The organism is Sphingosinithalassobacter sp. LHW66-3 (assembly GCF_050703275.1).
Taxonomy (GTDB): domain Bacteria; phylum Pseudomonadota; class Alphaproteobacteria; order Sphingomonadales; family Sphingomonadaceae; genus Sphingomonas.
The window spans coordinates 3,179,605-3,202,868 of the sequence record NZ_CP193482.1; the positions used below are offsets into that span (position 1 = coordinate 3,179,605).

The 23,264-nt window shown below is 64.1% G+C and carries 21 protein-coding genes; 14 read left to right on the forward strand and 7 right to left on the reverse strand.

The window, feature by feature from the left end; translation table 11 throughout:
* The first annotated feature begins 86 nt into the window (after positions 1-86).
* A complete protein-coding gene (locus ACQ450_RS15665) occupies positions 87-1,307 on the forward strand; it encodes an SGNH/GDSL hydrolase family protein (protein ID WP_431469971.1) in 1,221 nt (406 codons plus the stop codon).
* Between the two features lie 33 nt (positions 1,308-1,340).
* Here ACQ450_RS15665 and ACQ450_RS15670 read toward each other — a convergent pair whose 3' ends face one another.
* Genes ACQ450_RS15670 through rfbB form a run of 3 tightly spaced genes read right to left on the reverse strand, consistent with a single transcriptional unit; the run spans position 1,341 to position 4,597 of the window.
* Positions 1,341-2,651 carry a right-handed parallel beta-helix repeat-containing protein gene (locus ACQ450_RS15670; protein ID WP_431469972.1) on the reverse strand — a complete coding sequence of 437 codons (1,311 nt, stop codon included), beginning with the start codon at positions 2,649-2,651 and terminating at the stop codon, positions 1,341-1,343.
* Positions 2,652-2,672: 21 nt separating this feature from the next.
* On the reverse strand, positions 2,673-3,548 hold the full coding sequence (gene rfbD / locus ACQ450_RS15675; RefSeq protein WP_431469973.1) for a dTDP-4-dehydrorhamnose reductase: 876 nt from the start codon (positions 3,546-3,548) through the stop codon (positions 2,673-2,675).
* The gene (gene rfbB, locus ACQ450_RS15680) at positions 3,548-4,597 is read right to left on the reverse strand and encodes a dTDP-glucose 4,6-dehydratase (protein WP_431469974.1); all 1,050 of its coding nucleotides are present in this window, start codon (positions 4,595-4,597) and stop codon (positions 3,548-3,550) included. The genes rfbD and rfbB overlap by 1 nt, the downstream gene beginning before the upstream one ends.
* Before the next feature lie 260 nt (positions 4,598-4,857).
* Here rfbB and ACQ450_RS15685 point away from each other — a divergent pair, with 260 nt between their 5' ends.
* Genes ACQ450_RS15685 through ACQ450_RS15730 form a run of 10 tightly spaced genes read left to right on the forward strand, consistent with a single transcriptional unit; the run spans position 4,858 to position 15,158 of the window.
* Positions 4,858-5,847 carry a 2Fe-2S iron-sulfur cluster-binding protein gene (locus ACQ450_RS15685; RefSeq protein ID WP_431469975.1) on the forward strand — a complete coding sequence of 330 codons (990 nt, stop codon included), beginning with the start codon at positions 4,858-4,860 and terminating at the stop codon, positions 5,845-5,847.
* A 2-nt stretch (positions 5,848-5,849) separates the two neighbouring features.
* On the forward strand, positions 5,850-6,632 hold the full coding sequence (gene rfbF, locus ACQ450_RS15690) for a glucose-1-phosphate cytidylyltransferase (RefSeq protein ID WP_431469976.1): 783 nt from the start codon (positions 5,850-5,852) through the stop codon (positions 6,630-6,632).
* Entirely contained in the window at positions 6,629-7,726 is a 1,098-nt protein-coding gene (gene rfbG / locus ACQ450_RS15695) for a CDP-glucose 4,6-dehydratase (RefSeq protein WP_431469977.1), read from the forward strand. Before rfbF ends, rfbG begins: the two co-directional genes overlap by 4 nt.
* Positions 7,727-7,728: 2 nt before the next feature.
* On the forward strand, positions 7,729-9,048 hold the full coding sequence (gene rfbH, locus ACQ450_RS15700) for a lipopolysaccharide biosynthesis protein RfbH (RefSeq protein ID WP_431469978.1): 1,320 nt from the start codon (positions 7,729-7,731) through the stop codon (positions 9,046-9,048).
* A 14-nt stretch (positions 9,049-9,062) separates the two neighbouring features.
* Complete coding sequence (gene rfbC, locus ACQ450_RS15705) at positions 9,063-9,611, forward strand: dTDP-4-dehydrorhamnose 3,5-epimerase (RefSeq protein ID WP_431469979.1); 549 nt, start codon at positions 9,063-9,065, stop codon at positions 9,609-9,611.
* Entirely contained in the window at positions 9,608-10,501 is an 894-nt protein-coding gene (locus ACQ450_RS15710; RefSeq protein ID WP_431469980.1) for an NAD-dependent epimerase/dehydratase family protein, read from the forward strand. Before rfbC ends, ACQ450_RS15710 begins: the two co-directional genes overlap by 4 nt.
* Positions 10,502-10,542: 41 nt before the next feature.
* On the forward strand, positions 10,543-11,865 hold the full coding sequence (wzx, locus tag ACQ450_RS15715; protein WP_431469981.1) for an O-unit flippase-like protein: 1,323 nt from the start codon (positions 10,543-10,545) through the stop codon (positions 11,863-11,865).
* 25 nt (positions 11,866-11,890) lie between these two features.
* Complete coding sequence (locus tag ACQ450_RS15720; protein WP_431469982.1) at positions 11,891-12,931, forward strand: hypothetical protein; 1,041 nt, start codon at positions 11,891-11,893, stop codon at positions 12,929-12,931.
* Between the two features lie 23 nt (positions 12,932-12,954).
* Positions 12,955-14,031 carry a glycosyltransferase family 2 protein gene (locus ACQ450_RS15725; RefSeq protein ID WP_431469983.1) on the forward strand — a complete coding sequence of 359 codons (1,077 nt, stop codon included), beginning with the start codon at positions 12,955-12,957 and terminating at the stop codon, positions 14,029-14,031.
* Entirely contained in the window at positions 14,028-15,158 is a 1,131-nt protein-coding gene (locus ACQ450_RS15730) for a glycosyltransferase family 4 protein (protein WP_431469984.1), read from the forward strand. Before ACQ450_RS15725 ends, ACQ450_RS15730 begins: the two co-directional genes overlap by 4 nt.
* Before the next feature lie 17 nt (positions 15,159-15,175).
* On the opposite strand, the gene ACQ450_RS15735 is transcribed toward ACQ450_RS15730, so the two are convergent.
* On the reverse strand, positions 15,176-16,144 hold the full coding sequence (locus ACQ450_RS15735; RefSeq protein ID WP_431469985.1) for a GDP-mannose 4,6-dehydratase: 969 nt from the start codon (positions 16,142-16,144) through the stop codon (positions 15,176-15,178).
* A 7-nt stretch (positions 16,145-16,151) separates the two neighbouring features.
* A complete protein-coding gene (gmd, locus tag ACQ450_RS15740; RefSeq protein WP_431469986.1) occupies positions 16,152-17,141 on the reverse strand; it encodes a GDP-mannose 4,6-dehydratase in 990 nt (329 codons plus the stop codon).
* A gap of 245 nt (positions 17,142-17,386) precedes the next feature.
* On the opposite strand from gmd, the gene ACQ450_RS15745 reads away from it, so the two are divergent.
* Positions 17,387-18,640 (forward strand): glycosyltransferase, encoded by a 1,254-nt coding sequence (locus ACQ450_RS15745; protein WP_431469987.1) that lies wholly within the window; start codon positions 17,387-17,389, stop codon positions 18,638-18,640.
* 2 nt (positions 18,641-18,642) lie between these two features.
* Complete coding sequence (locus tag ACQ450_RS15750; protein WP_431469988.1) at positions 18,643-19,323, forward strand: acyltransferase; 681 nt, start codon at positions 18,643-18,645, stop codon at positions 19,321-19,323.
* A 48-nt stretch (positions 19,324-19,371) separates the two neighbouring features.
* Here ACQ450_RS15750 and ACQ450_RS15755 read toward each other — a convergent pair whose 3' ends face one another.
* A complete protein-coding gene (locus tag ACQ450_RS15755; protein ID WP_431469989.1) occupies positions 19,372-20,655 on the reverse strand; it encodes a hypothetical protein in 1,284 nt (427 codons plus the stop codon).
* 42 nt (positions 20,656-20,697) lie between these two features.
* Entirely contained in the window at positions 20,698-21,807 is a 1,110-nt protein-coding gene (locus ACQ450_RS15760; protein ID WP_431469990.1) for a glycosyltransferase family 4 protein, read from the reverse strand.
* Between the two features lie 235 nt (positions 21,808-22,042).
* On the opposite strand from ACQ450_RS15760, the gene ACQ450_RS15765 reads away from it, so the two are divergent.
* Positions 22,043-23,263: an O-antigen ligase family protein gene (locus ACQ450_RS15765; RefSeq protein ID WP_431469991.1), complete on the forward strand. Its 1,221-nt coding sequence runs from the start codon at positions 22,043-22,045 to the stop codon at positions 23,261-23,263.
* The last annotated feature ends 1 nt before the right edge of the window (position 23,264 follow it).

A 23,264-nucleotide genomic window follows, 5' to 3' on the forward strand; every position in this document is an offset into this window, starting at 1 on the left:
GGGCCTTGCAATGTAGGATTTCGCTTGGAACATAACAAGAACAGGCCCGGAGTCGCCGGGCTTCCTTAATTAAAGGAGCAGTTGTTATGTCGACCGAACCTTCCAGCGGAGCCCTGACGATCACGCAGGATGCGCGCTATGCGAGCGGGGCTTCGAGCAGCGCTTGTCGGCTCGGGGCAGTGGCCAAGTCGCCGCTGTCGTTCATGCCGAACTTCGCCTCGAAGTTCGTCAATTATGTGCAGGGGAGCGGCGCCGCGATTCGCATCGTCGGCCAGGGCTCGTCGGTCGGCGTCGGCGCCACGCTGCCCGATCCGGCAACGCAGGCGCCCGTCAACCGGCTCGGCATCCGGATCAACCAGACGCTCGACAAGCTCGGCATCCATCCGTTCACGGTCAACAACCAGTCGGTGAACGGCTCGACGCTGAACGACGGCCTTTCGATCTTCGCGTCGACGATCCTGCCGCTGCAGCCCGATCTTGTGTTCGACGCATTTGGCATGAATGACGGCATGCCCGCCCAGTTCAACTCCGGCGAGACGTTCGGCCGCATCGGAGAGCTGCTGCGCAGCCGCATCATCGCCGCGCAGGAAGCGGGTGTGGACGTGCTGCTGACGACGACTCCGCACCCGCACACGGGACGGGTGAACTGGTCGCTGCCAGCCGAAATCCCGATGTATTATCCGACCTATATGGCACCGCCGGTTCCGGAGAGTGCACTGATCCCCGCCGCCGCGAACAGTTCGGTGATGATCCCGTGGCACGACGGAATGGTGCCCGCGTCGCACCGCCACTTGCGCGTCAACGAAGTGATCCGCAACGTCGCGGCGGAGACCGGGTGCCTGGTACTCGACGTGGAGAAATACTGGTTCGACGCGCTGCTGGTCCACGAGCTCGATGACCTGTTTCTGCCGGGCGAGTATGTCCATCCCAATCTTCTCGGCCACAAGCTGAGCTATTGGGCGGCGATCGAGGATCTGGTGGCGGCGTTCGAAGCCGACTATTCCTCCGGTGCGTACCGCGCACCGTCCAATGTACTGCGACGCTTCTACGACCTCAGCGCACCGACGCCGTTGGCGACCGTGCGCCGCGGCGGCGCCCGGCTGTTCTACATGGCGAGCCAGAGCGGTATCGGCCTTCAGGTCGGCGAGGCGATCGTCCGCAATGACGGGGCCAATGTAGCCGTGACGACGCTGGGTACGAACGGGCCTGCCGTGGTGACGGTCGACGGGGCTGGGTCGCAGATCCGCTTCACGCCCGCGGCCGCGAACACCGATGTGTTCTTTTCGATCCAGCCCTTCGTGCTGTGAAGGGCAGGCACCGGCGGCTTCGGCCGCCGGTGCCTAGCGCGCCACGGCGGTGAAGCCGCCGACGTCCACGTCGATGTTGCGCTCGTAGCGATTGACGAAGCGTCGCTGCTCCCGATGCGGACCAACGATCTGATTGCCCTGGATGCGGATGTGGGAAAGCAGTTCCTTGGGCTGGCCGTTGCGCCCCGAATTTCCGGTCGGCGTGCCGAAGATGATCGGCGTATCGGGAGTGGCCGGAACGAAGCGATTGTTGGTCGCCGTGACGTTCGAGACATTGTAGCCGAAGTCGAGCCCGGCGAAGGTAAAGCCGAGGAAACGATTGCCGCGGATCGCCACACCGCCCGTGTCTCCACCAACCGCGACACCGCGCCCGCAGCGCACGACTTCATTGTCTTCGATGACGATTTCGCGAGGCTCTCCGTGAATGCGGTTCACGCGAAAACCCGCTTCGCTGCAGTCGCGCAGCACGTTGCCCGCGGCGCGGATGCGCGCCACCGATTCGAGGAATATTCCCAATCGGCAGCGCTCGACGCGATTGTTCCGAATCAGGCCCGCACCAGATGTCGAGACCGGCGATCGACCCGTGGTATCGTCGCCATAGACGTCGATTCCGTTGTCACCGCAATCGCGCACCAGATTGTCCTCGATCACCAGTCCCTCGAACTGTGACGACTGGATGCCGATGAAGCTGCAATCCCGAACGTGGTTCCGCGCGATCCGCAGGTTGCGCGATACGGCCCCTATCGTGCCGATCAACATGATCGCCTGGCCGTTCGCCCCATGGGCGGTCACATCCTCGACGGTCACATTGGTGCAGCGCCCCTTCCAGCCGAGCTGAATGATGCTGCCGTTCGTATTGTCGCGCATTGAACCCTGACCCGCTCGATTGCCGTCGAGTGTCAGATTGCGGACGGTGGCGCCGGAAATTTCCCCCACGCTCGAGAGGATGCGGGCGAAGGTGCCGGGGCCGCCCAACTGGGTGTCGGCGAGCCGTAGAATCGAGTGCTCGCGCGAGAGCCCTTCCAGGGTCACGCCCGAGCGCAGCACGATTGCCGCCAAGCCGTCGCCGTCGGGCGAATCGCGGTGACGCAGGAGATAGGTTCCACGCGGAACGGAGACGGTGCCGCCGCCGGCTGCATGCGCCGCATCGATCGCGCGCTGGATCGCGGGGGAATCGTCGGTGAGGCCATCCCCGCGCGCGCCGAATGCGCGAACGTCGAAACTCGCGGGGCCATTGTCGCTGGTACGCGTGAGCGCGAAGGATGCCGTCGCCAGGGCACCGGTGGCCAGCGCTCCGCCGGCGATCAGCGTGCGTCGTGTTAGCGGTCGGTCGAAAGCAGCCATCTCAGTCTCCGTTGTCGCCGCTCAAGCGGGAACCAGCCGCGCGACGCAGTGTGCGACGCTCTCACGCCAGTCCGGAAGCCGCAGCCCATAGACGCGTTCCAGCTTTTCTCCGTCTAGCCGCGAATTGGCCGGGCGCCGGGCAGGCGTCGGATAGTCGGCGGTAGCGATCCGGCGGACGCGCGCACTGGGGCCGCCCCGGAGGGCGCTCGCGGCGAACACTGCCTCGGCCAGATCGGCCCAGCTGGCCGAGCCAGTGCCGCTCAGATGGAAGATGCCGGTTTTCGATGGTGTGCCGTCGTAGCTTCGGGCGGCGGTGAGCAGCGCATCGGCGATGTCGAGTGCACTGGTTGGATTGCCATGCTGGTCCGCGACCACGCCGACTTCATCCCGAGTTTGCGCCAGCCGCAGCATCGTCTTCACGAAGTTCGCGCCGAACGGGCTGTACACCCAGGAGGTGCGAAAGATCGCATGCAGCGGATTGGCGTCGGCGACCTGCCGCTCTCCGGACAGTTTGGTGCGGCCATAAGCGCTGGCCGGCGCCACCGGATCGTCCTCCCGATAGGGAGCGGCTTTCGTTCCGTCGAACACATAGTCGGTCGATAGATGGAAGACCGGCAACCCGGCTTCGGCCGCAGCGGCGGCCACTGCACCGGCTCCCGCTCCGTTGATGGCGTCCGCGTCCGCCTCCGCGGCTTCGGCGGCATCGACCTGAGTCCAGGCAGCGGCGTTGATCACCAGCTCCGGGCGAACCTCTCGGATCGATGCTGCGATGCTCTCCGGGCGGGTGAGGTCGAGGTCAGGCCGGCCGCGACAGACGATCTGTACGTCAGCCGCTTCGGCACGCTCGGCCAATGCAGAGGCGACCTGACCCTGTGCCCCCGCAACCAGGATCCGCATCAGCCCTTCGCCCCGAGACCGAGGCGCTCTCCACCATAGACGCCGTGACGGATCGGCTCCCACCAGTCGCGGCGGGCAAGATACCATTCCACAGTTTTGCGCAATCCGGTCTCGAACGTCTCCTGTGCGCGCCAGCCGAGCTCCGCCTCGAGCTTGCCTGCGTCGATCGCGTAGCGCGCATCGTGGCCGGGGCGATCCGCCACGAAGCGGATCAACTCGCGACGGGGCGTTTCGGCCGGGACGAGGGCGTCGAGCGTGTCGCAGATCCGTTCCACCACCTGCAGATTGGTTCGTTCGTTTCGACCGCCGACATTGTATTTTTCGCCTATCCGGCCGTGCGTGGCGATCCGGAAGAGCGCGCGCGCATGATCCTCAACATACAGCCAGTCTCGGACGTTCGACCCGTCACCATAGACCGGCAGCGCCTTCCCTTCGAGCGCGTTGAGGATCACGAGCGGGATCAGCTTCTCGGGGAAGTGATACGGACCATAGTTGTTCGAGCAGTTCGAAATCACCACCGGAAGGCCGTAGGTTCGCTGCCAGGCCTGGGCTAAGTGATCCGACGCCGCCTTGCTAGCCGAGTAGGGCGAGGAGGGATCATAAGCGGTCGTCTCGTGGAACAGTCCCTCGGCCCCGAGTGAGCCGTATACTTCGTCGGTCGAGACGTGCAGAAAGCGGAAGTTGCTGCGCTGCGTCTCGGGCTGGCTGCTCCAATATTCGCGAGCAGCCTCGAGCAGCGCCCAGCTTCCCATGACGTTCGTCTCGACGAACGCGCGCGAACCTGTGATCGATCGATCCACATGGCTCTCGGCAGCGAGGTGCATCACTAGGTCGGGCTTCTCGAGGGCGAAGATCGAGCGCATCGCCTCAAGATCGCAGATATCGTTTTGGTGCAGTCGGTAGCGTCCCTCGACCTCGGCGAGCGAGGCAAGATTGGCGGCATAGGTGAGCTTGTCCACCACGGCGACATCCGCACCAATTTCGCCAATGAGGTGTCGTACGAGCGCTGATCCGATGAAGCCCGCGCCGCCGGTAACGATGATCTTCATGATCCTGAGGCTATCCCGACCCGTTGTTGCGACGCGGCATCTTCGGATCAGCGCGACCCGATCGCGCCAGTCAACTGAAGACGCTATTTAAAGGACCCGGGGACTACGCGACTGCCCTGTTTTGTCAATGCGGAGCGATCGCCGCTCGGTTGACTCTGCCGCGCGTTCCATTGCATTGCACCAACCTTCCGGAAAGGGGACCGGACCCGGCGAGCCCTGCTTCGCTACCTCTCGCTTTCCTCGACCGAATCGGGTGATTGGTGCCGGCGGCGATTCTCAGGAACGGCAAGCGGTTTGACGTGGATGCCGGCGTCACGATTCTCAATGCAGCCCTGGGGCAGGGCATCGCACTGGAGTATAGTTGCCGCACGGGCCGTTGCGGGGTGTGCAAGGCGCTCGTGACCGACGGCGACACTGCCGCCATTCGCCCCGAAACCGGGCTCAGTGCCGATGATCTGGCGCAGGGGAAGATCCTCACGTGCTGCCGTACCGCCGTGGCCGATACCATGCTCGACATCGTCGATCTCGGCCGCCTCGCGGATCAGCGGGCGCGCACGCTGCCTGCCCGCATCTCCGAAATCCGCTTGCTCAGTCCCACGATCATACGGGTGCGTCTGCGCTTCGCTCCCGGGCAGAGGCTCGACTATCTTCCGGGGCAGTACCTCGACGTGATCGCACGGGGGGTACGGCGCAGCTACTCGATCGCGAACGCGCCCCGAGAAGATGCGACGATCGATCTCGACATCCGGCGGTTCGAAGGCGGGGTGCTGAGCACCTATTGGTTCGACGAGGCACAGGTAAACGATCTGGTCCGTGTCGAAGGGCCGCTCGGAACCTTCTTCCTGCGGGACGAGCCGCCGGAGACCGTCCTGTTCCTTGCCACCGGCACGGGGATCGCCCCGGTGCGGGCGATGCTGGAGGAGATCGCGGCGGAACCCGACATCCTCGGCGGTGCCGATGTCCGTATCTACTGGGGCAATCGCACGCCTGAGGATTTCTACTGGTCGCCAGAGCACGCCGCCGGGGCGTTCCACAGCATCGTGTCGCGGCCCGTGGAGGGCTGGTCGGGCCGGCGCGGGCATGTGCAGCACGCCGTTCTGGAGGACGGCGTGGACCTGAGTTCGGCCGTCGTCTATGCCTGCGGCTCTCAGAACATGATCGGCGCCGCGGAGCGGCTGTTCCTGCAGAACGGCCTGTCGGCGCACAGCTTCCATTTCGACGCGTTCGTCAGCTCTTCAACGACGGAGTGAACATGAAGGCAGTGCTTCTCGCCGGCGGCTTGGGGACACGGTTCGCCGAGGAAACATCGCTGCGGCCAAAGCCGATGATCGAGATCGGCGGACGTCCGATCCTCTGGCACATCATGAAGATATATGCCGCCCATGGCGTCAACGAGTTCATCGTCTGCTGCGGGTATAAGGGCTATGTGATCAAGGAGTATTTCGCGAACTACTTCCTGCACATGTCCGACGTCACGTTCGACATGAGCGCGAACACCGCGACCTATCACCGACCGCGCGCGGAGCCATGGAAAGTGACTCTCGTGGACACCGGCGATACGGCGATGACGGGCGGGCGCCTGCTGGCGGTGAAGCACCTGCTGCAGGACGAGGAAGCCTTTTGCTTCACCTACGGCGATGGTGTCGGCGACGTCGACATCACTGCCCTGATCGCATTCCACAAGGCGCATGGACGTGACGCCACGCTTACCGCCGCCGTTCCGCCGGGGCGGTTCGGCGCCCTCGGAATGGAAGGGGATCAGGTCAAGAGTTTCTTCGAGAAGCCGGAGGGCGACGGCGGGACGATCAACGCCGGGTTCTTCGTCCTCTCCCCGAAGGTGATCGATCGTATCGCCGGCCCGGACACCACCTGGGAGCAGGAGCCGATGCGCGGACTGGCAGAGGACGGTCAACTGATGGCCTATCGCCACCATGGCTTCTGGCAGCCGATGGATACGCTTCGCGACAAGATGCACCTCGAGAAGCTGTGGGATACGGGGAAGGCGCCTTGGTGCGTCTGGAGGAATCGGGGGTGATCGATCCCGCATTCTGGACCGGTAAGCGCGTTTTCCTGACCGGCCACACTGGATTCAAGGGAAGCTGGCTGAGCCTGTGGCTGCAGGATCTGGGCGCCTTGGTGAAGGGCTTCGCGCTCACGCCGCCGACCGAGCCGGCGCTGTTCAACGTGGCTTCGGTAGCGGAAGGGATGGAAAGCGAGATCGGCGACATCCGCGATCTTGAGCCGCTCGCGCGCGCAATGACCGATTTCGCGCCCGATATCGTGGTCCATATGGCTGCCCAGCCACTGGTGCGCCTCTCCTATGAAGATCCGGTCGGCACGTATGCCACGAATGTGATGGGCACGGTGCATGTGCTGGAAGCGGTGCGGCGCACGCCTTCGGTCCGCGCCATACTCTCCGTGACGACCGACAAATGCTACGAGAATCGCGAATGGCCATGGGGCTATCGCGAGACCGAGCCGATGGGCGGCCGCGATCCCTACAGCAATTCGAAGGGCTGCGCGGAGCTGGTCGGGTCGGCCTATCGCGCATCGTTCCTCGCCGATCGGGGCATCGCGTTCGCTTCGGGTCGCGCCGGCAACGTCGTCGGCGGCGGCGATTGGGCCGGCGATCGCTTGATCCCGGACATCCTGCGCGCATTCGACACGGGCGCGCCGATCCGCATCCGAAATCCGCTGTCGACGCGGCCGTGGCAGCACGTGCTGGAGCCGCTCTCCGGCTATCTAACGCTGTGCCAGGCGCTCTGGGAGCGCGGGCAGGAGGTGGCGGAAGGCTGGAATTTCGGCCCAAGGGACGAAGACGCCCGGCCGGTGCAATGGATCGTCGAGCGGATGATCTCCCTGTGGGGCGAGGGCGCGCGATGGGAGCGCGACTCCGACTATCATCCACATGAAGCGCGCTATCTGAAGCTGGACATTTCAAAGGCGGCCGAAGGGCTCCGCTGGCGACCGAGCTGGAGCCTGGAGGAGACGCTGGATCGGATCGTCACCTGGCACCGCGCCTGGCAAGCGGGAGAAGAGATGCGCGCGCATTGTCTTGCCGAGATTCGAGACTATACCGCAGCCGCCGAACGTGCTTCGGCACAGATTTCCTACAGCATTCAGGGTTGAACATGACCGCGACCTCCCAAGAGCTTCGCCAGCAGATCGCTGCGCTCGTCGCTCAATATGCCGATGTTGCCCTTGCGCCGCGCCCGTTCGTGCCGGGCGAGACGACGATTCCGCCGTCGGGCAAGGTGATTGGAGGCCGCGAGCTCGAACTGATGGTCGAGGCTTCCCTGGACGGCTGGCTGACGACGGGACGGTTCAACGAGCGGTTCGAAGCGGGTTTGTCCGAATTTCTGGGGCTTCCGCACGTTCTGACGACGACGTCGGGATCGTCGGCGAACCTGCTGGCGCTCGCTGCGCTGACGTCGCCTCAACTGGGTTCGCGTGCGTTGAAGCCGGGCGACGAAGTCATCACCGTCGCGGCAGGTTTCCCCACCACGGTCAACCCTTCCGTGCAATATGGGCTCGTCCCGGTATTCGTCGACGTCGACATTCCGACGTACAACATCGACGCTTCGCGGATCGAGGCGGCGCTTTCGGACAAGACGCGCGCCATCGTGATCGCGCACACGCTCGGCAATCCGTTCAACCTGGGTGAAGTCCGCCGCATCTGCGACGAACACGGGCTATGGCTGATCGAAGATTGCTGCGATGCGCTCGGCGCGACGTACGACGACCGGCTGGTGGGCACTTTCGGCGACATCGGCACGCTGAGTTTCTACCCCGCACACCACATCACGATGGGAGAGGGCGGCGCGGTGTTCACGCGCGATCCGCTACTCAAGAAGCTGCTCGAGAGCTTCCGCGACTGGGGTCGCGACTGCTATTGCGCGCCCGGGTGCGAAGATACGTGCGGTGCGCGGTTCAGCCAGCAGTTCGGATCGCTGCCGTATGGATATGACCACAAATATGTCTATTCGCACGTCGGCTATAATCTGAAGATCACCGATATGCAGGCGGCCTGCGGCGTCGCGCAGCTGGAGCGTGTGGACGATTTCATCGCCGCCCGCCGGCGCAACTTCGATACGCTTTCGGCGCGGCTGACCTCGCTTGAAGACGTTTTCGAGCTTCCGAAAGCGACTCCGCGCTCGAATCCCTCCTGGTTCGGCTTTCCCATCACCCTCAAGGAGAGCGCGGGCGTCTCACGCGTCGATCTGATCAAGTTCCTGGATGGGCACAAGATCGGGACGCGCCTGTTATTCGCGGGCAACCTGCTGCGCCAGCCGGCGTATCACGGCGTGAACTATCGCGTGGTCGGCGGGCTCGAGAACACCGATAGGATCATGAACCAGACCTTCTGGCTGGGCATCTATCCGGGGCTGAACGACAGCCATTTCGATTTCGTCGGCGAGAAGCTCGAAGAGTTCTTCGGGCTGAATTTCTAATAGGTCGGAGTCACGTGGAGACGCTGGGCACGGTACTTGAGGGCGTCAGGCTGCTGCGAGCGCCCGCATTCGCGGACGCGCGAGGCGGGTTCGTGAAGAGCTTTCACGCTCCCGAGTTCGAGCGGCTGGGGCTGCGTACCGACTGGCGCGAGGAGTATTTCACCACCTCGGCGCGCAATGTCGTGCGCGGAATGCATTTCCAGGAGCCGCCCGCGGAACACGCCAAACTTGTGTTCTGCGTCGCCGGCCGCGTGCTGGACGTGGTGCTCGATATCCGAACCGACTCGCCCAGCTTCGGGCAAGCGATGAGCGTCGAACTCGAACCGGGCAACGGCATCGGCGTCTATATCCCGGAAGGGTTTGCCCATGGCTTCCTTTCGCTGACCGACGAAAGCGTGATGTACTACAAGGTTACGAGCGTTCATGCTCCCGAGCAGGACCGCGGGATCGCGTGGAACAGCTTCGGCTTCGACTGGCCAGTCGAGGATCCGGTGCTTTCGCCGCGCGACAATGCGCACCCCGCGATGTGCGACTATCGGTCGCCGTTCCGGGTGCGCGGATGATGCCGAGCGCGCTGGTTACGGGAGCCGGGGGCTTCATAGGTGGCAAGCTGGCCCGCAGGCTGCTGGCGGACGGCTGGTCCGTCGATCTGCTCGTACGACCCTCGACCGTCATTCCGGGTGATCTTTCGGATGCGCGAATCCTGCAGTTCGAAGGCGACACGGAATCTCTTATTCCGATCGTGGCGGAGGCTAATCCGGATGTGGTGTTTCACCTCGCGTCGCTCTATCTCGCCGACCACAGCCCGGAACAGGTGGCGTCGCTCGTCGCATCCAACGTCCTTCTGGCTGCCCAGCTCGCCGAAGCGATGACCGTCAGTTGCAGCGCGGGTGCCGCACGGCTGGTCGCGGCAGGCACTGCCTGGCAGCATTATCGTGATGCGGAGTATCTTCCGGTCAACCTCTACGCGGCCACGAAACAGGCGGCCGATGCCCTTCTGCGATATTATGTCGACGCGCGCGGGCTTTCGCTTCTCACACTCAAGCTGTTCGACACTTTCGGTGCAGGCGACACTCGCCGCAAGCTCGTCCAGCTACTGGTGGACGCGGCGGTGTCGGGTGACCGGCTTGGTATGTCTCCCGGCGAGCAGACCATCGACATCAGCCATGTCGATGACGTGGTGGACGCGTTCGTGGTCGCGGGAAACAGGCTGCTCGCGGCCGAAGGCCCGCTCGACGAAAGCTATTTCGTGTCCGGAGAGCGTTATCGGGTGCGAGAGCTCGTCGGGTTGGTCGAACAGGCTTTGGGCTGTCGCATCGACGTTGTGTTCGGCGAGCGACCGTATCGCGCGCGTGAAGTGATGCAACCGGTGACTCCCGCGGCCGAGCAGATCTTACCAGGCTGGGCGCCCCGCCGGAAGCTGGCCGACACGCTGCCCACGCTGCGCGGCTGACGATGGGAATTCTGCCCCGGAGTCTGCTCCGGCAGCGCGCCATGGCGTTCGGGCTGGTGGCCCAGTTCCTGCAGTTCGGCTCCGCGCTGGCGCTGATCCCATTCATGGTAACGCGGCTCTCCACCGCCGAGGTGGGGTTGTGGTTCGTCTTTGTTGCCGCTCAAGGTCTTGCGATCATCAGCGACTTCGGGTTTCAGCCAACGCTCGTCCGGGCATTCGCACTTGGGCAGGCCGGGGCGGAACGGCTGGAACGACAGGGGCTCGGCAGCAGCGCGGGCTTGGAGCCGCGCCCGCCGAACGCGCAGCTCCTGGCGGCCGCGCTTGGCGCCGCGAAGCGGCTGTATCGATGGATCGCAGCGGTGATCCTGTTCGTGCTGCTGGCGGCCGGTTTGCCATACATGACGATGCTCGCCCGGGACGGCGGAGTCGCTGAGTCGATGGTGCAGCTCGCCTGGGTGATCTTCTCGATCAACATCGCACTGATCCTGCTGTTTCAGTGGATCACGCCGCTGTTGATGGGAACCGGCCGGATCCAGCAGAACTATCTGTTCCTGATCGCCAATCGGGGTCTCTATGCGATCGTCGGAATCGTTGTGCTGCTGGCCGGGGGTGGTCTGGTGGCGCTGGCCGTGGCGGCGGTCGCCGGACAGATCGCGTCACGCGCTGTCGCGCAATTCCTCATTGCGCCGGCTGCCGCGCCGCTACGTCGGATCAAGGTGACAGCCGGGGAACGGGCAGCGACGCTGGCGGCGATCTGGCCGAACGCCAGCCGCATGGGAGTCGTGGCGATCGGGGCATTCCTGATCAATCGGTACACGCTTTTCGCCATATCGAGCTTCATCGGCGTCGCGGCAGCCGCCCCCTATGCTCTTTCCCTGCAGATGCTGATGGCGGTCGGTGCGGTGGCTCAATTGCCGATGCTGATCACCACGCCGCAGATCGTGGCGCTTCGCGTTCGGCACGATCGAGCTGGCCTGCGGCAGCTGCTGGCGCGCAACCTGGGGCTGTTCGTCCTGCTTTTTCTTCTGGGCGCGGTCGCAGCGGCCGTGGTCGTGCCGTGGCTGCTGATTTTGATCGGCAGTCGCACAGCACTGCTGCCGACCGGAACGCTGCTGCTGTTGTCGCTGGTGCTGATGCTGGAGGGGTTTCACTCCACTGCCGCTTCCTTTATCACGACCCGCAACGAAGTTCCGTTCGTCCCGGCGGCGCTGATTTCCGGGCTTTGCGTCGGCATCCTGACCACGCTTGCCGGCTGGCTCGGCGGAGGAATCGCCATCATGATCGCGTGCCAGGGACTGGTCCAGCTCGCTTACAACAATTGGCGCTGGCCGCTTGCTGCCTGGAAAGAGGTCCGGGCTGAATGACCGGCGGCGGCGGATGAGAATCGCAATGGTTTCCGGATCATGGCCGCCGGAACGCTGCGGCGTCGGCGACTATTCGGAGACGCTGAGTGCTCGGCTCGAGCAGCGTGGGCTGGAAGTCGCGCGCATCGTCGAGACCGATTGGTCATGGAGTGCACGGGAAGGCATCGCCCGCGCGATCGAACGCACGTCGCCGGACGTGGTGCATGTGCAGTATCCGACGCTGGGATATCGGAACAGCCGGGTTCCGGCGTGGCTGACGATGCGGCTGCGAAGCCTTCCCCGCGTGACGACGCTGCACGAATATCGTGCGCTCCTCCGTCCGACGCGGCGGCTCGGCATTCTGCCGCGGGGCGTCAGCTTCTGGCCGTTCCTGCTGAGTGACGCACTAGTGTTTTCCGGCGAGCAGGAGCGCGATGCATTCGCGTCCTCGTACTTCTGGGTGCGTCGCAGGTCGCACGTGATCGCAATCGGCTCGAACATCCCCGCCGCACGTGCGCCGTTGCCGCGCCAGCTTCAGCTCGCCTATTTCGGTCAGATCTGCCCAAACCGAGGAGTGGAGGAGTTTGTCGCGGCGGCCGAGCAGATGAAGGCAGCCGGAAGTGCCATCGAACCTGTGCTTATCGGAAGCGTGCCGCATGCTGCGCAGGAGTATGGGCGCGAGAAGATCGCTCGCCTGCGGGAGCTCGGGGTCGAGGTCGTGCTGAACGCGGAGGCGGAGCAGGTGGCCCAGCGGCTAGCGATAGCCGAGTTCGCCTATCTGCCCTTTCCCGACGGCGCTTCGCCGAAGCGCAGCTCGCTGCTCGCGGCACTGGTGAACGGGACGATTGCGCTGACGCCGCATGGCGCCGAGGCGCCAGAGTGGCTTCGTGCCTGCACCGTCGCCGCACCTACTCCGGACGAAGCAATCCGTCGTGCGAGCGAACTGCTCGCGCAGCCAGCGGAGCGGAAGCGGCTTAGGGCTGCGGCTTTGCGCGAGGCGGCCCGTTGCGACTGGGGGGAAATCGCGCGTGCGTATGCGGAGATCTATGCGCAGGTGGTGGCAAAGCGGGGACGGCTGAAAGAATGAGTGCGAGTGAGGCTTTGCCACGGATGCGGCTTGGCGGCTTTCGGGACGTGCCGACCGCGCATGTCCTCGGCGACAGGCGTCCACGTCCGCCGTTCGTTTCGATCGTCGTGCCGACGTACCGCCGGCCCAAATTGCTGGGAGACTCCATCCTGTCTGCGCTCGGGCAGGACAGCGATCTGCCGCTTGAGGTGGTCGTCGTGGACAATGAGCAGGATCCCGCCATTGCGGCGCAAGTCGACGCGGTGGTCCGTTCGATCGATGACCCGCGGGTGCACCTCTATCGCAATGCCGAGAATTTCGGGATGTTCGGCAACTGGAATCGTGGTCTGGAGCTCGCGCGCGGGGAATGGGTGACGATCCTCAACGACGACGACCTCCTGTTGCCGAACTGGCTTTCGGTGATGAGTCCATATCTTGGGCAGGACAGGATGATCGCGTCCATCCGCGAGATTTTTTACGAGCGTCCCTCTGCTCCGGAGCGCAGGAATCCGCTCGGCCGCTTGCTGGACGAGCTTGAGGCGGCACTGCTGATTCCAGGACGGTACCGCGCGGCCGAGCGCGATCTGGACGCGGCGGAGATGATGGCGAGCAATCCGGTCGCTGGCCTGCTCGGCGCGATCGTGCGCCGCGACCTGGCGATCGCATGTGGCGGGTTTGAAGAGGGGGCGGGGCCGATTGCGGACTATCGTTTCAATTTCCGGTTCTGGGCCGCGCACGGCATTCGCCAGATCGGCGTCCCGCTCGCTCGATACCGCTTCGCGGATAACGCCACCATGAATCCCGCTGTCGCGAAACGCATCGTTCAGGACAGCTATCACCTGCGCAGCAGCACCATCGATCGACTCGAGGTCTCCGGGAGGCGGCGCAAGCATCTGCGCCTGCTCTCCCGGCAACAGGCGATCCTGCTGGCGCACGACTATCGGCTCCTGATCGGGGACATGTTCGACGAAAAGGCCGTCCTGTCGGAAATCGGCATTTCGGAAGCGGCGATGCTTCCGCACCGTTTGCTTGTCCGATACCTGCGGATTGGCTGGAAGCGGGCGTCGAACTGGCTCCATATCGCGCCTGAGTGTCTTCCTCCCGTCGAGCGCGATTCATGACCGATCGAACCGAACGGCAAGGACGGGTGCCGCGCGTGCTGTTCAACATGCCGAGTCAGCCAACCAGCCCGTCCGGCGTCGGGCGCCTGGGTCTAGAGCTGCTTCGCCATCTCGTTCGCTCCAATCGCTTCGCCTATGACTTCCGGGGGCAGTTCAGCCGCGAGCAGCTTCTAGAGCGCGGAATTGAGGGATTGGAGCGTGTGACGACCATCCCGCCGGTGCGCGGCTATCTCACCGAGACGATCAAGAGCACGCTTGTCGCGCCGGTTCGCTTTCCGGCGAGCCGGTACGACCTCGTGGTGAACGTCGATCCGCTGGGGACTGCTGCCGGCGGACGCAAGCGGCTCACGATTCTGCACGACCTTTATTTCAAGGCATTGCCGCAGCTCTTCACGCCGAAGCAGCGACTGCGTTCAGAAATCGTGTTCGGACTGACGCTGTCACGCAGCGACTCGATCGTGTGCGATTCGAAGGCGACCGAGGAGGATGCGCGCAAGTTCTTTCCCCGGCTCGACGGAAGACTGAGCACCATCTATCCGGATTCGACGACCACGGCTGCGCCCGGCGATGCGCCGCCGCCGGGTCTTGAGCCCGAAAGCTATGTTCTCGCGGTTTCCAACGCGGGCGTGAACAAGAATTTCGGTGCGCTCGCGGATGCTTTCGTCCAGATCGCGGCCGAGCGGCCATGGCTTCGGTTGGTGCACGTCGGCGCAGACCCGCACGGGATCTTCGCGACACGGCTTTCCGAGGCGGGGCTGGCGGATCGGCTGGTGCGTCGCACGGGCATCTCCGATGCTGAACTCGCAACACTATACCGCTTCGCGCTCTGCCTTTGCGTCCCCTCGCTCTACGAAGGGTTCGGCCTGCCGCTGATCGAGGCGCAGCGCTTGGAATGCTGCACCGTCTATTCGGATCGTTCGTCGACGGGCGAAGTCGGAGGCGGGGGCGGCATCGCGTTCGACCCGGAAAATGTCACCGAGCTGGCAGGGATCCTGGCCAGGCTCGCGGACGATCCGTTGCTGCGGAAAACGTTGCGCGCTGCGGGACTGCGCAATGCGGAGCGCTTCTCGTGGCAGCGCGCTGCCGAGCAGTATGAAGCTGAGTTCGAGCGGCTGGTCGGCGCCTGAAGCCGAGGGTCCGTGACTCAGGCTTCGGGGATGCGGGCTCTCTGATCCGCGAGCACGTCGGCCACGATCGTGTCGATGTCGCGTGACGGAGCCCAACCGATCGTCGATCGCAACGCGTCGGCGCTGAGCGCCGCACGCGCGATATCGCTCGGGCGCGCCCGCGCCGGATCGCGTTCGATGGAGACCGGGACCCGGCTGAGCGCAACGAGCCGGTCCAGCAGATCGCCGATGCGAACCACTGTTCCCGATGCGATGTTGAACGTGGCGCGCGCCGGCAGTTTCTCGGCAGCGAGCAGCGCGAGATAGGCTTCCAGCACGTCTTCGAGGTGCAGGAAGTCACGCTCGGCGTCCAGATTGCCGACCCGCACGACCGGCGGCGCAAGCCCCGCCTCGATCTGGGCAATCTGCTCGGCAAAGGCGGGGAGGACGAAGCGACTGTCCTGGCCGGGGCCGCTGTGATTCGAGGGGCGCGTGACGATCAGTCGTGCGGTGTCCGGCAACACATCGGCCAGCATCGCCTCCGCTGCCGCCTTCGTGCGTGCATAGATCGACATCGGCCGCAGGTCGGACGCTTCGGTGGCAACCTCGCGATTGAAGGTTCGGCCATAGACCTCCGCGCTGCTGGGAAAGAAGAGACAGGCCTGCGGAGCGACGGCACCGATCGCGGCAGCGATATTGAAGCTGCCGAGGTGATTGACTGCCCACGCCGCCGGACCCGCCCGCGCCGTCGCCCCCACCGAAGACTGAGCGGCGAGATGGACCACCAGATCGGGCCGTGCGCTTTCCATTGCCGCACGAACCGACGAGGCGTCGGTGATGTCGAGCGCCAGCCACTCGGAACCCGCGCCATCGGGCAGGTGGTGCGCGGCCAAGGTCAAGCGCGCCTGCTCCGGCAGGCTCTGCCGCAGGATGTGGACAAGTCGCTGCCCGACGAATCCCTCGGCTCCCGTGCAGAGAACCGAGGCATATGGCAGGACCGTCCTCACGTCCGCTTCAGCCGCGGTGGCCGCGGTCGCGTAGACGCTCCAGATCGGCGTCGACCATCTCCCGAATCATCTCCTCGAGCGAGGTTTTCGGCGTCCAGCCGAGCTTCTCGCGCGCCTTGGACGGGTCGCCGAGCAGCACGTCGACCTCGGCCGGACGGAAGAGATCGGGATCGATGACCAGATGGTCCTCCATCGAAAGCTCCACATGCCGGAAAGCGATTTCGCACATCTCCCGCACGCTCGTCGTCCGGCCGGTTGCGATGACGTAATCGTCGCCCTGGTCCTGTTGCAGCATCAGCCACATCGCTTCGACATAGTCGCGCGCATGGCCCCAATCGCGCTTCGCATCGATGTTCCCCAACCGCAGCTCGCGTGCGAGCCCCAGTTTGATCCGCGCAACCGCGTCGGTGACCTTACGCGTCACGAATTCGGTGCCGCGCAGCGGGCTCTCGTGGTTGAACAGAATGCCTGACGATGCGTGGAGCCCGAAGCTTTCGCGATAGTTCACGGTGATCCAATGGCCGTAGAGCTTGGCCACGGCATAGGGCGAACGCGGATAGAAGGGCGTCGTCTCCGACTGTTCCGGATGCTGGATGAGTCCGTACATTTCGGAGGAAGATGCCTGATAGAAACGGGCGTCCGGCTTGATCGTTCGAACGGCCTCGAGAACGTTGGTTACACCAAGGGCAGTCACCTGGCTGGTGAGAATCGGCTGTTGCCAGGAGGTCGCGACGAACGATTGCGCTGCCAGATTATAGACTTCGTCAGGCTGGACCGCGGCAATTGTCCGCAGGAGGGACGAGGGATCGAGAAGGTCCGCGTCGTGCAGCTTCACTCGGTCAAGGATGCCGAGCCACTTGAGGCGGTGATCGGCGACGCCGCCGTGCGAGGAGCGGCGCACGGCGCCATGCACATCATACCCCTTATCGAGCAGCAGCTGCGCCAGATACGCCCCATCCTGGCCTGTGATGCCGGTGACCAACGCACGCTTCGTCATCCTGATTCCATGTCCTTTCAAGTGAAAGCGTAGGATCGGTCGATCACGCGCTTCACGGCAGTCGAACGGTCGCCGCGGGCCAACCATTCTATGCGCGGCGTGGTAGCCACGGGCTCGGCAAAAGGGAAGCGTCGGGACAGAGAATGCGGGATCCGGCAATTGTGGCATTGCTGATGCAGGGTACCGGCAACTAAGGCGATGCGGCGACAACGCCTCGGAGGCAGCAGTTCAATCGTGCGGGTGGCATGCGAATCCTGAACGTCAGCCAGAATTATTTCGTCGCCGGCGGGATGGACGTGGTGATGTTCGAGCAGGAGCGGATCCTGCGTGAGCGCGGCATCGACGTGATCCCGTTCGCAGCGGACGACCCGCAGAACCGCGATACGCCATTCGCGCGCTACTTTCCGACCGCGCCTCGGACGGAAGGCGGATCGGCGCGCGACCTTCTCCGGACGCTCTATTCCCGGAATGCCGCAAAGGCGATGGAACGGCTGTTGGACGATGAGCAGGTCGATCTGGTGCACCTGCACAGCTATTTCAAACGACTGACGTCGGCCATCCTGCCTGTGATCCGCAAGCGCGGGATTCCGATCGTGCAGACCTTGCATGAATATCGTGCCGTCTGTCCCGTTTCCACGATGTTCCGGGCGGGCCATCTCTGTTTCCAATGCAGAGATCGGCGCTATTCGCATGTGATCCGTCACCGCTGTGCCGGCGGCTCGCTCGCGAAATCGGCGTGGAACGCGGCGGAGATGTGGCTTTCGGATGTCATGGGCCACAAGCGCGACGTCGAGCGCTTCTTCACGATCAGCGATTTCCAGCGTGCCCTTCTGATCGAAATGGGAATGGATGCGGAGCGGCTGGTCACTCTGTCCAATCCGATCGCCATGCCTCCGCGCGAGAGGGGCCGGGGTGCTCAGGAGCATGTTCTCTTCTTCGGCCGGCTGGAGCCGTACAAGGGCGTCGGGGAGGTGATCGCACTGGCCCGGCGGTTGCCCGGCCTCCGCTTCGTCATCGCGGGAACGGGGAGCATGCAGCAGGAGGTGCAGCACCAGGCAGCAGCGCTCCCCAACCTGTATTTTCGAGGCCCTTTGACTGGTGACGCGCTGCTGCGCGAGATCGATGCGGCATTCGTCGTGCTGGTGCCATCGCTGTGGCCTGAAGCGTTCGGGCTAACGGCCGCGGAGGCGCATATGCGGTCTGTGCCCGTAGTGGCGTCGAACATCGGCGGGATGACGGAGACCGTGCGCGATTCGATCGACGGTTTTCTGATCGAACCGGGAGAAATTGGGGACTTCGCCAGCGCATTGTGGCGCCTCGGCGGGGACCTCGATCTGGCTCATACGATGGGAACGGCGGGGCTCGAGCGCGCGCGCGTGCGTTATGGAGCTGACCGCTTCTTCGATCGACTCCATGCCCAATATCTCGATGTGATCGCAGCCTCCAGGCGCGGGCAGCGCGGCGCCACGGATGGCAGGCGCAGGAAGGACGGGTACTGAACATGCTTCTGGCAAAGGTGATCCAGAAAGTGACCGGTCGCGATTATGCGATCGAGGCGAGCGATCTGACTTACTTGCTGGCAAAGGGCGGCGTACCGTTCGTCAGGGGGGCCTTGTGGAGCGTCGTCCGGCTGCGGGCGCCGCGTGGTCTTCTGCTGGGGCCGCACATCCAGTTCGTTCAGAGCGGGCGGTTGCGCAATGCGCGAGGTGTCGCGATCGGCGGGTTCAGCTATGTCGACTGTTCGGCAGAGGGCGGCATCGTGATCGGCCCGCGATCGACAATCCGTGAGCGGGCGTGGATCCAGGGCCGCAGCGGGCTGAACGCGCGGGCGGCGCGCCTGCAGATCGGCGCCCGCTGCTATATCGGACCAAATGCGGTCATCGGCCTCGGTGGGCCGGTGACGATCGGCGACGACGTTCAGATCGGCGCCGGCCTCACGATCACGGCCGAAGCGCACGAGCCGGGTGCGGACGGCAGTTTCGTGACTGGTGCGGTTTCCCGGCGCGGCGTGGCGATCGGCGACCGCTGCTGGCTGGGCAACAACGTCAACATCCTTGATGGTGTCGAGATCGGCGAAGGATCGGTGATCGGTGCCGGTTCGATTGTCACGCGATCCATTCCTTCGCGCAGCCTCGCATTCGGCGCGCCGGCTAAGGTGGTGCGGAGCCTGGAGCGGGAATAGAGGCTGCGCGCGCGGGTGTGATCGCCCGGCGCTCGGAGCTGCCTTCGCTTAGCCCCGCCTCATGCCGCTCGTGACCGGGGCGGGAAGCATCGGTCTCCTTCGGATCGCCCGGGACCCGAACACAGGTCGGCGCGCGAACGGCATGCTGAACGGATGGCGCGCGAACTCCAGCGCCAGGAACGCCCACAGGAGCGGCATGGCTTTCGAGGACGTGAAAATGTCGATGAAGAAGCCTACGACGATCATCGTCACTACCGCGAAGTTGGCGGTACTGTGTATTCGTGTCTCCCGGTAGCAGGCGAACAGCCACAGCCCCAGGAGGCCAAGGCCGATCAGGCCGGTTTCGCCCAAGGTTCTGACGTAGTAGCTGTCAATCGCAGGCCCCCAGGCGGAGGGGCCCCAGCCGATCGCTACATGCGTGACCGAATTGAAGAGCGTTGCCTTGATGACCATCGGCCATCGGACCGCTCGATAGCGGAAGCTCAGATCGTCGCCAGACGCGGCGACGAACTGGAACAAGTCGGCGCTGTTGCCGCTGAGGAAGCGGTGGCGGAAAACCGCCGGATCATGGATCACGGGCACGCGATCCCATGCGGATTCGAGCGACTCCGCCATTTCGAGCGGCGAATCCGAACGCGCCAGCCGCGACTCCTCAAAAGCCGAGAAAACCGGCTGGGCGACGGTGAAGAACAAGGTTCCTCCGACAATCCCGATCAGCGCCGCCCGCACCGGACGCGCGGCCGCCAGACTCACGACCACCCCCAGCAGGGTGATGCGCGCCTGCGTGAGGAAAACGAGCACAGCCATGAACGGTGTCAGCAGCAGACTCGGGACCGCATAGGCGAGGATCGCAAGCATTACCGAAGTTTCGAACGGACCTGACGTATTGATCGTGAGTCGTTCTGCGGCACCTGTGAACTTGCCGACGCGACCGATCAATCCGAAATACTCGAGGCCGCCCCACAGCAGAAAGACAACCGAAACACCCATGATGATACGTCGCAGATTGATTCTGCTAACGGAAAAACATGCTTCGTACATGATAAAGAACCATATCATGTACTGAAGCAGCCGCGTGGCAAACAGGAAGCCAGCAAAGCCGGTATCGCCGTAATTATACGCTGCGGAAAGATAGCTCACGCCAACGAAGAGAAGATAGAGTCTGACAAACTTCGGAAACGGAATGGGATGACGGCGCTTTTGAATGAAATACAGAGCGGCCGCTACCAGGCTGATGAAATCTTCCAGCCGGATCCCCGATCCGAACAGCGCAATAAGATCGATTTTGGGTGCCAAGATATATAGCGCAAAGAGAATGACGAAGATGTTCATGGAATTGCTCTGATTCGCGCATCCGGCGCCACTGTGGCTCTGTCACACCGCACGGGGGGATGCAATCTCGTGCAGCAGCTCGGGAAAGAGTTCCTCTGCTTCTTCCCGCGACATTTCGTGGATCGCTCGGGCGTGGGTGACGCACGCGGTTCGGACCTGCTCCCAATCTCCGCGGTTCGCCAGCTGGAGCAGTGCCTGGCAATCGCTTTCCGGATCAAGCGAAAGGGCGTGTGACGGAGTGCGTAGCCGATCCGCGATACAGCCCGTCAGCGACGCGACCGCGTCGATTCCACGCCCGTACGCTTCAAGAAGTACGAGCGGCTCGGCTTCGTCGACAAGCGTCGTCGGCAACGCAAAGATATCAATGTCCCGATAGAAGCGCTCCTTCTCTTCGCCCGAAACTGCGCCGCGATATTCGAAATGGCTCGGATGCCGCGCCGCCATCCCCTCGAGCGCGGCCATCAGCTCGGGATCGGCGGTGGGGCCGGCTAGGACGAGGCGAAACTCCGGAGCGTGCCTCCGCAGTCGCTCAAACAGCTCGAGGAGATAGAAAACTCCTTTCTCCCGAGTGAGCACGCTCATGTGACCGAGAGTAGGTGCACGGGCCGGGCGCCGCTCGCATTGCAGTAGCGGCCCGAAGAGGTAGGCATTCGACAGTGTCCGGACGCCGCCAGTTCGGCGCCCTTCGAGATATCGCTCGTTGAGCAGCGTGGCCATGCGTCGGGAAAGAACGATGTGGACCTGCGACGCTCCACCCAGGGCGACCAGCAGCTGCAGTGGGCGGGAGGGAAAGCGATTGAGCGGGCGGAAGGAGTGATGGTGAATGAAATGCGGCACGCGGCGCAGGCGCAGTGCCGCCACGATGGGTGCGAACAGCCAGGCGCCCGCCTGACCCGGCAAGGAGAGATAGGCGCGGTCTCCGCGGCGGGCAAAGAAGAGAATCCGGATCACAATGTGCAGCGTGTGGATCAAGTTGCCGACGAGCCCGCTGCCGGTTGGCTGCCGCACGAGCGATGCTCGCGCGGCGAGATACGCCTCCATCGCGACGTTGAAATTCGATTGCCCGTGTAATGGCGGCGGAAAAGGGCCGATGAACCAAAGCCGCCCCATGTGGCCGTTCCGCCGCTGGCCGGTAGCGCTGGTTTCGGTCATGATATTCTCGCGGTATGATGCTTCCGAACGGCGCACTGCGGCGGTTTGCCAACCTTCGGCAACTGTGCGACAGGAGCCACTTAGCGGCGACCGCGGTCTGGGGAAAGGTAACATGCAGGAGAAGCTGAGGCGGGGGGATTTCGCCGTCGCAGCAGGGCTGTTCGCCCTCGCGCTGCTGCTGGGAGGTGGTAGCGACCGCTTCCCGCGTGCGCAGATGATCGTCGAAGCGGGCGGCGTGGTCGCGCTGATGTGGTTCGTCGCGCGCGGGTGGCACGCGCGCACCGATCGGCTGACGCTTTCAGCGATGCTGATCGTTCTGCTGATGCTTCTGCTGGTAGCAGTACAGCTCGTTCCGCTCCCGCCGGGAATGTGGCAGGCGCTGCCGGGCCGTGCCCTTGCCGCCGATATCATGGGAGCACTGGGCGCCGAGGACCGTGCGTTTCCGCTTAGCCTTGATCCGGCGCAGACATGGTCGGCGGCGCTGTTCCTGATCCCACCGGTGGCGATGTTCGTCGCCGGCCTGCATCTCGAGCGGCAGCAGCTGGTGTATCTCTTGTACGGATATGCCGGATTGGCGCTCCTCGATGCGCTTCTGACGATGATGCAGGTGCAGGGCATCGTTTCGCTCACGTTTTTCGAAACGGCGCACACGGGGCAGGGGCAAGGCATCTTCGCGAACAAGAATCACAATGCGCTGTTCCTGGTTTCAGCAGTGCCCATCATTGCCGCACTGAGTCACGACCTTGTGGACCGCACGAAATTGCCGGCTCGAATCCTTGCGGTCGGGGCGATTGCGGTAATCTCGATCGCCGTATTCGGCTGCATGTCGCGTGCCGGGATCGCTCTCCTGCCGGTCGCTTTTGTCGTCGCGGCGTGGATCCTGGCGCCGCGCGGCCTGTCCAAGCGTACCGGGCTGGCCCTGGTGGCTGCAGGTATCGTCCTGTGCGGCCTAATGGCCTGGCTGGTCGCGGAGAGCTCCGTAGTGGCGGACTCCGTCGCGCGGTTCGACGCTACTGCGGAGGGACGCTATTCCTTCTGGCCCGACGTACTGCGTGCGATTGGCGTCTATTTCCCTGTGGGTTCCGGACTGGGAACGTTCGTCGCCGTATTCCAGAGCCAGGAGGCGCTGGCCGTGGTGGACCGGACCTATACCAATCACGCGCACTCGGATTACCTCGAAATCGCGCTCGAGGCGGGCCTTGCCGGAATCGTGCTGGTCGGCCTTTTCCTGGCCTGGTTCGTTGCCGCCGTATTCATCCGCCTGCGCGGAGCATGGGGGCGTTCTGCCTTTCCGTTCGTGCTGGCGGGCGCAATGCCGCCGCTCTTTCTGCTCGCCCACTCTGTTCTCGACTATCCCCTGCGCACTTCGTCGCTTGCTGCACTGTTCGCGCTCTCGCTTGCAGTCGTGGTCTCTGTCAGGCCAGAGCGACCGCCTCGCACGAGGCGCGCGTGGTAGT

What these genes read in the sequence shown, in the direction of transcription:
- ACQ450_RS15665 (WP_431469971.1), top strand. Translation starts at nt 87, where the DNA reads ATGTCGACCGAACCTTCCAGCGGAGCCCTGACGATCACGCAGGATGCG.
- ACQ450_RS15670 (WP_431469972.1), bottom strand. Translation starts at nt 2,651, where the DNA reads ATGGCTGCTTTCGACCGACCGCTAACACGACGCACGCTGATCGCCGGC.
- rfbD (WP_431469973.1), bottom strand. Translation starts at nt 3,548, where the DNA reads ATGCGGATCCTGGTTGCGGGGGCACAGGGTCAGGTCGCCTCTGCATTG.
- rfbB (WP_431469974.1), bottom strand. Translation starts at nt 4,597, where the DNA reads ATGAAGATCATCGTTACCGGCGGCGCGGGCTTCATCGGATCAGCGCTC.
- rfbF (WP_431469976.1), top strand. Translation starts at nt 5,850, where the DNA reads ATGAAGGCAGTGCTTCTCGCCGGCGGCTTGGGGACACGGTTCGCCGAG.
- rfbH (WP_431469978.1), top strand. Translation starts at nt 7,729, where the DNA reads ATGACCGCGACCTCCCAAGAGCTTCGCCAGCAGATCGCTGCGCTCGTC.
- ACQ450_RS15710 (WP_431469980.1), top strand. Translation starts at nt 9,608, where the DNA reads ATGATGCCGAGCGCGCTGGTTACGGGAGCCGGGGGCTTCATAGGTGGC.
- wzx (WP_431469981.1), top strand. Translation starts at nt 10,543, where the DNA reads ATGGCGTTCGGGCTGGTGGCCCAGTTCCTGCAGTTCGGCTCCGCGCTG.
- ACQ450_RS15720 (WP_431469982.1), top strand. Translation starts at nt 11,891, where the DNA reads ATGGTTTCCGGATCATGGCCGCCGGAACGCTGCGGCGTCGGCGACTAT.
- ACQ450_RS15725 (WP_431469983.1), top strand. Translation starts at nt 12,955, where the DNA reads ATGCGGCTTGGCGGCTTTCGGGACGTGCCGACCGCGCATGTCCTCGGC.
- ACQ450_RS15730 (WP_431469984.1), top strand. Translation starts at nt 14,028, where the DNA reads ATGACCGATCGAACCGAACGGCAAGGACGGGTGCCGCGCGTGCTGTTC.
- gmd (WP_431469986.1), bottom strand. Translation starts at nt 17,141, where the DNA reads ATGACGAAGCGTGCGTTGGTCACCGGCATCACAGGCCAGGATGGGGCG.
- ACQ450_RS15745 (WP_431469987.1), top strand. Translation starts at nt 17,387, where the DNA reads ATGCGAATCCTGAACGTCAGCCAGAATTATTTCGTCGCCGGCGGGATG.
- ACQ450_RS15750 (WP_431469988.1), top strand. Translation starts at nt 18,643, where the DNA reads ATGCTTCTGGCAAAGGTGATCCAGAAAGTGACCGGTCGCGATTATGCG.
- ACQ450_RS15755 (WP_431469989.1), bottom strand. Translation starts at nt 20,655, where the DNA reads ATGAACATCTTCGTCATTCTCTTTGCGCTATATATCTTGGCACCCAAA.
- ACQ450_RS15760 (WP_431469990.1), bottom strand. Translation starts at nt 21,807, where the DNA reads ATGACCGAAACCAGCGCTACCGGCCAGCGGCGGAACGGCCACATGGGG.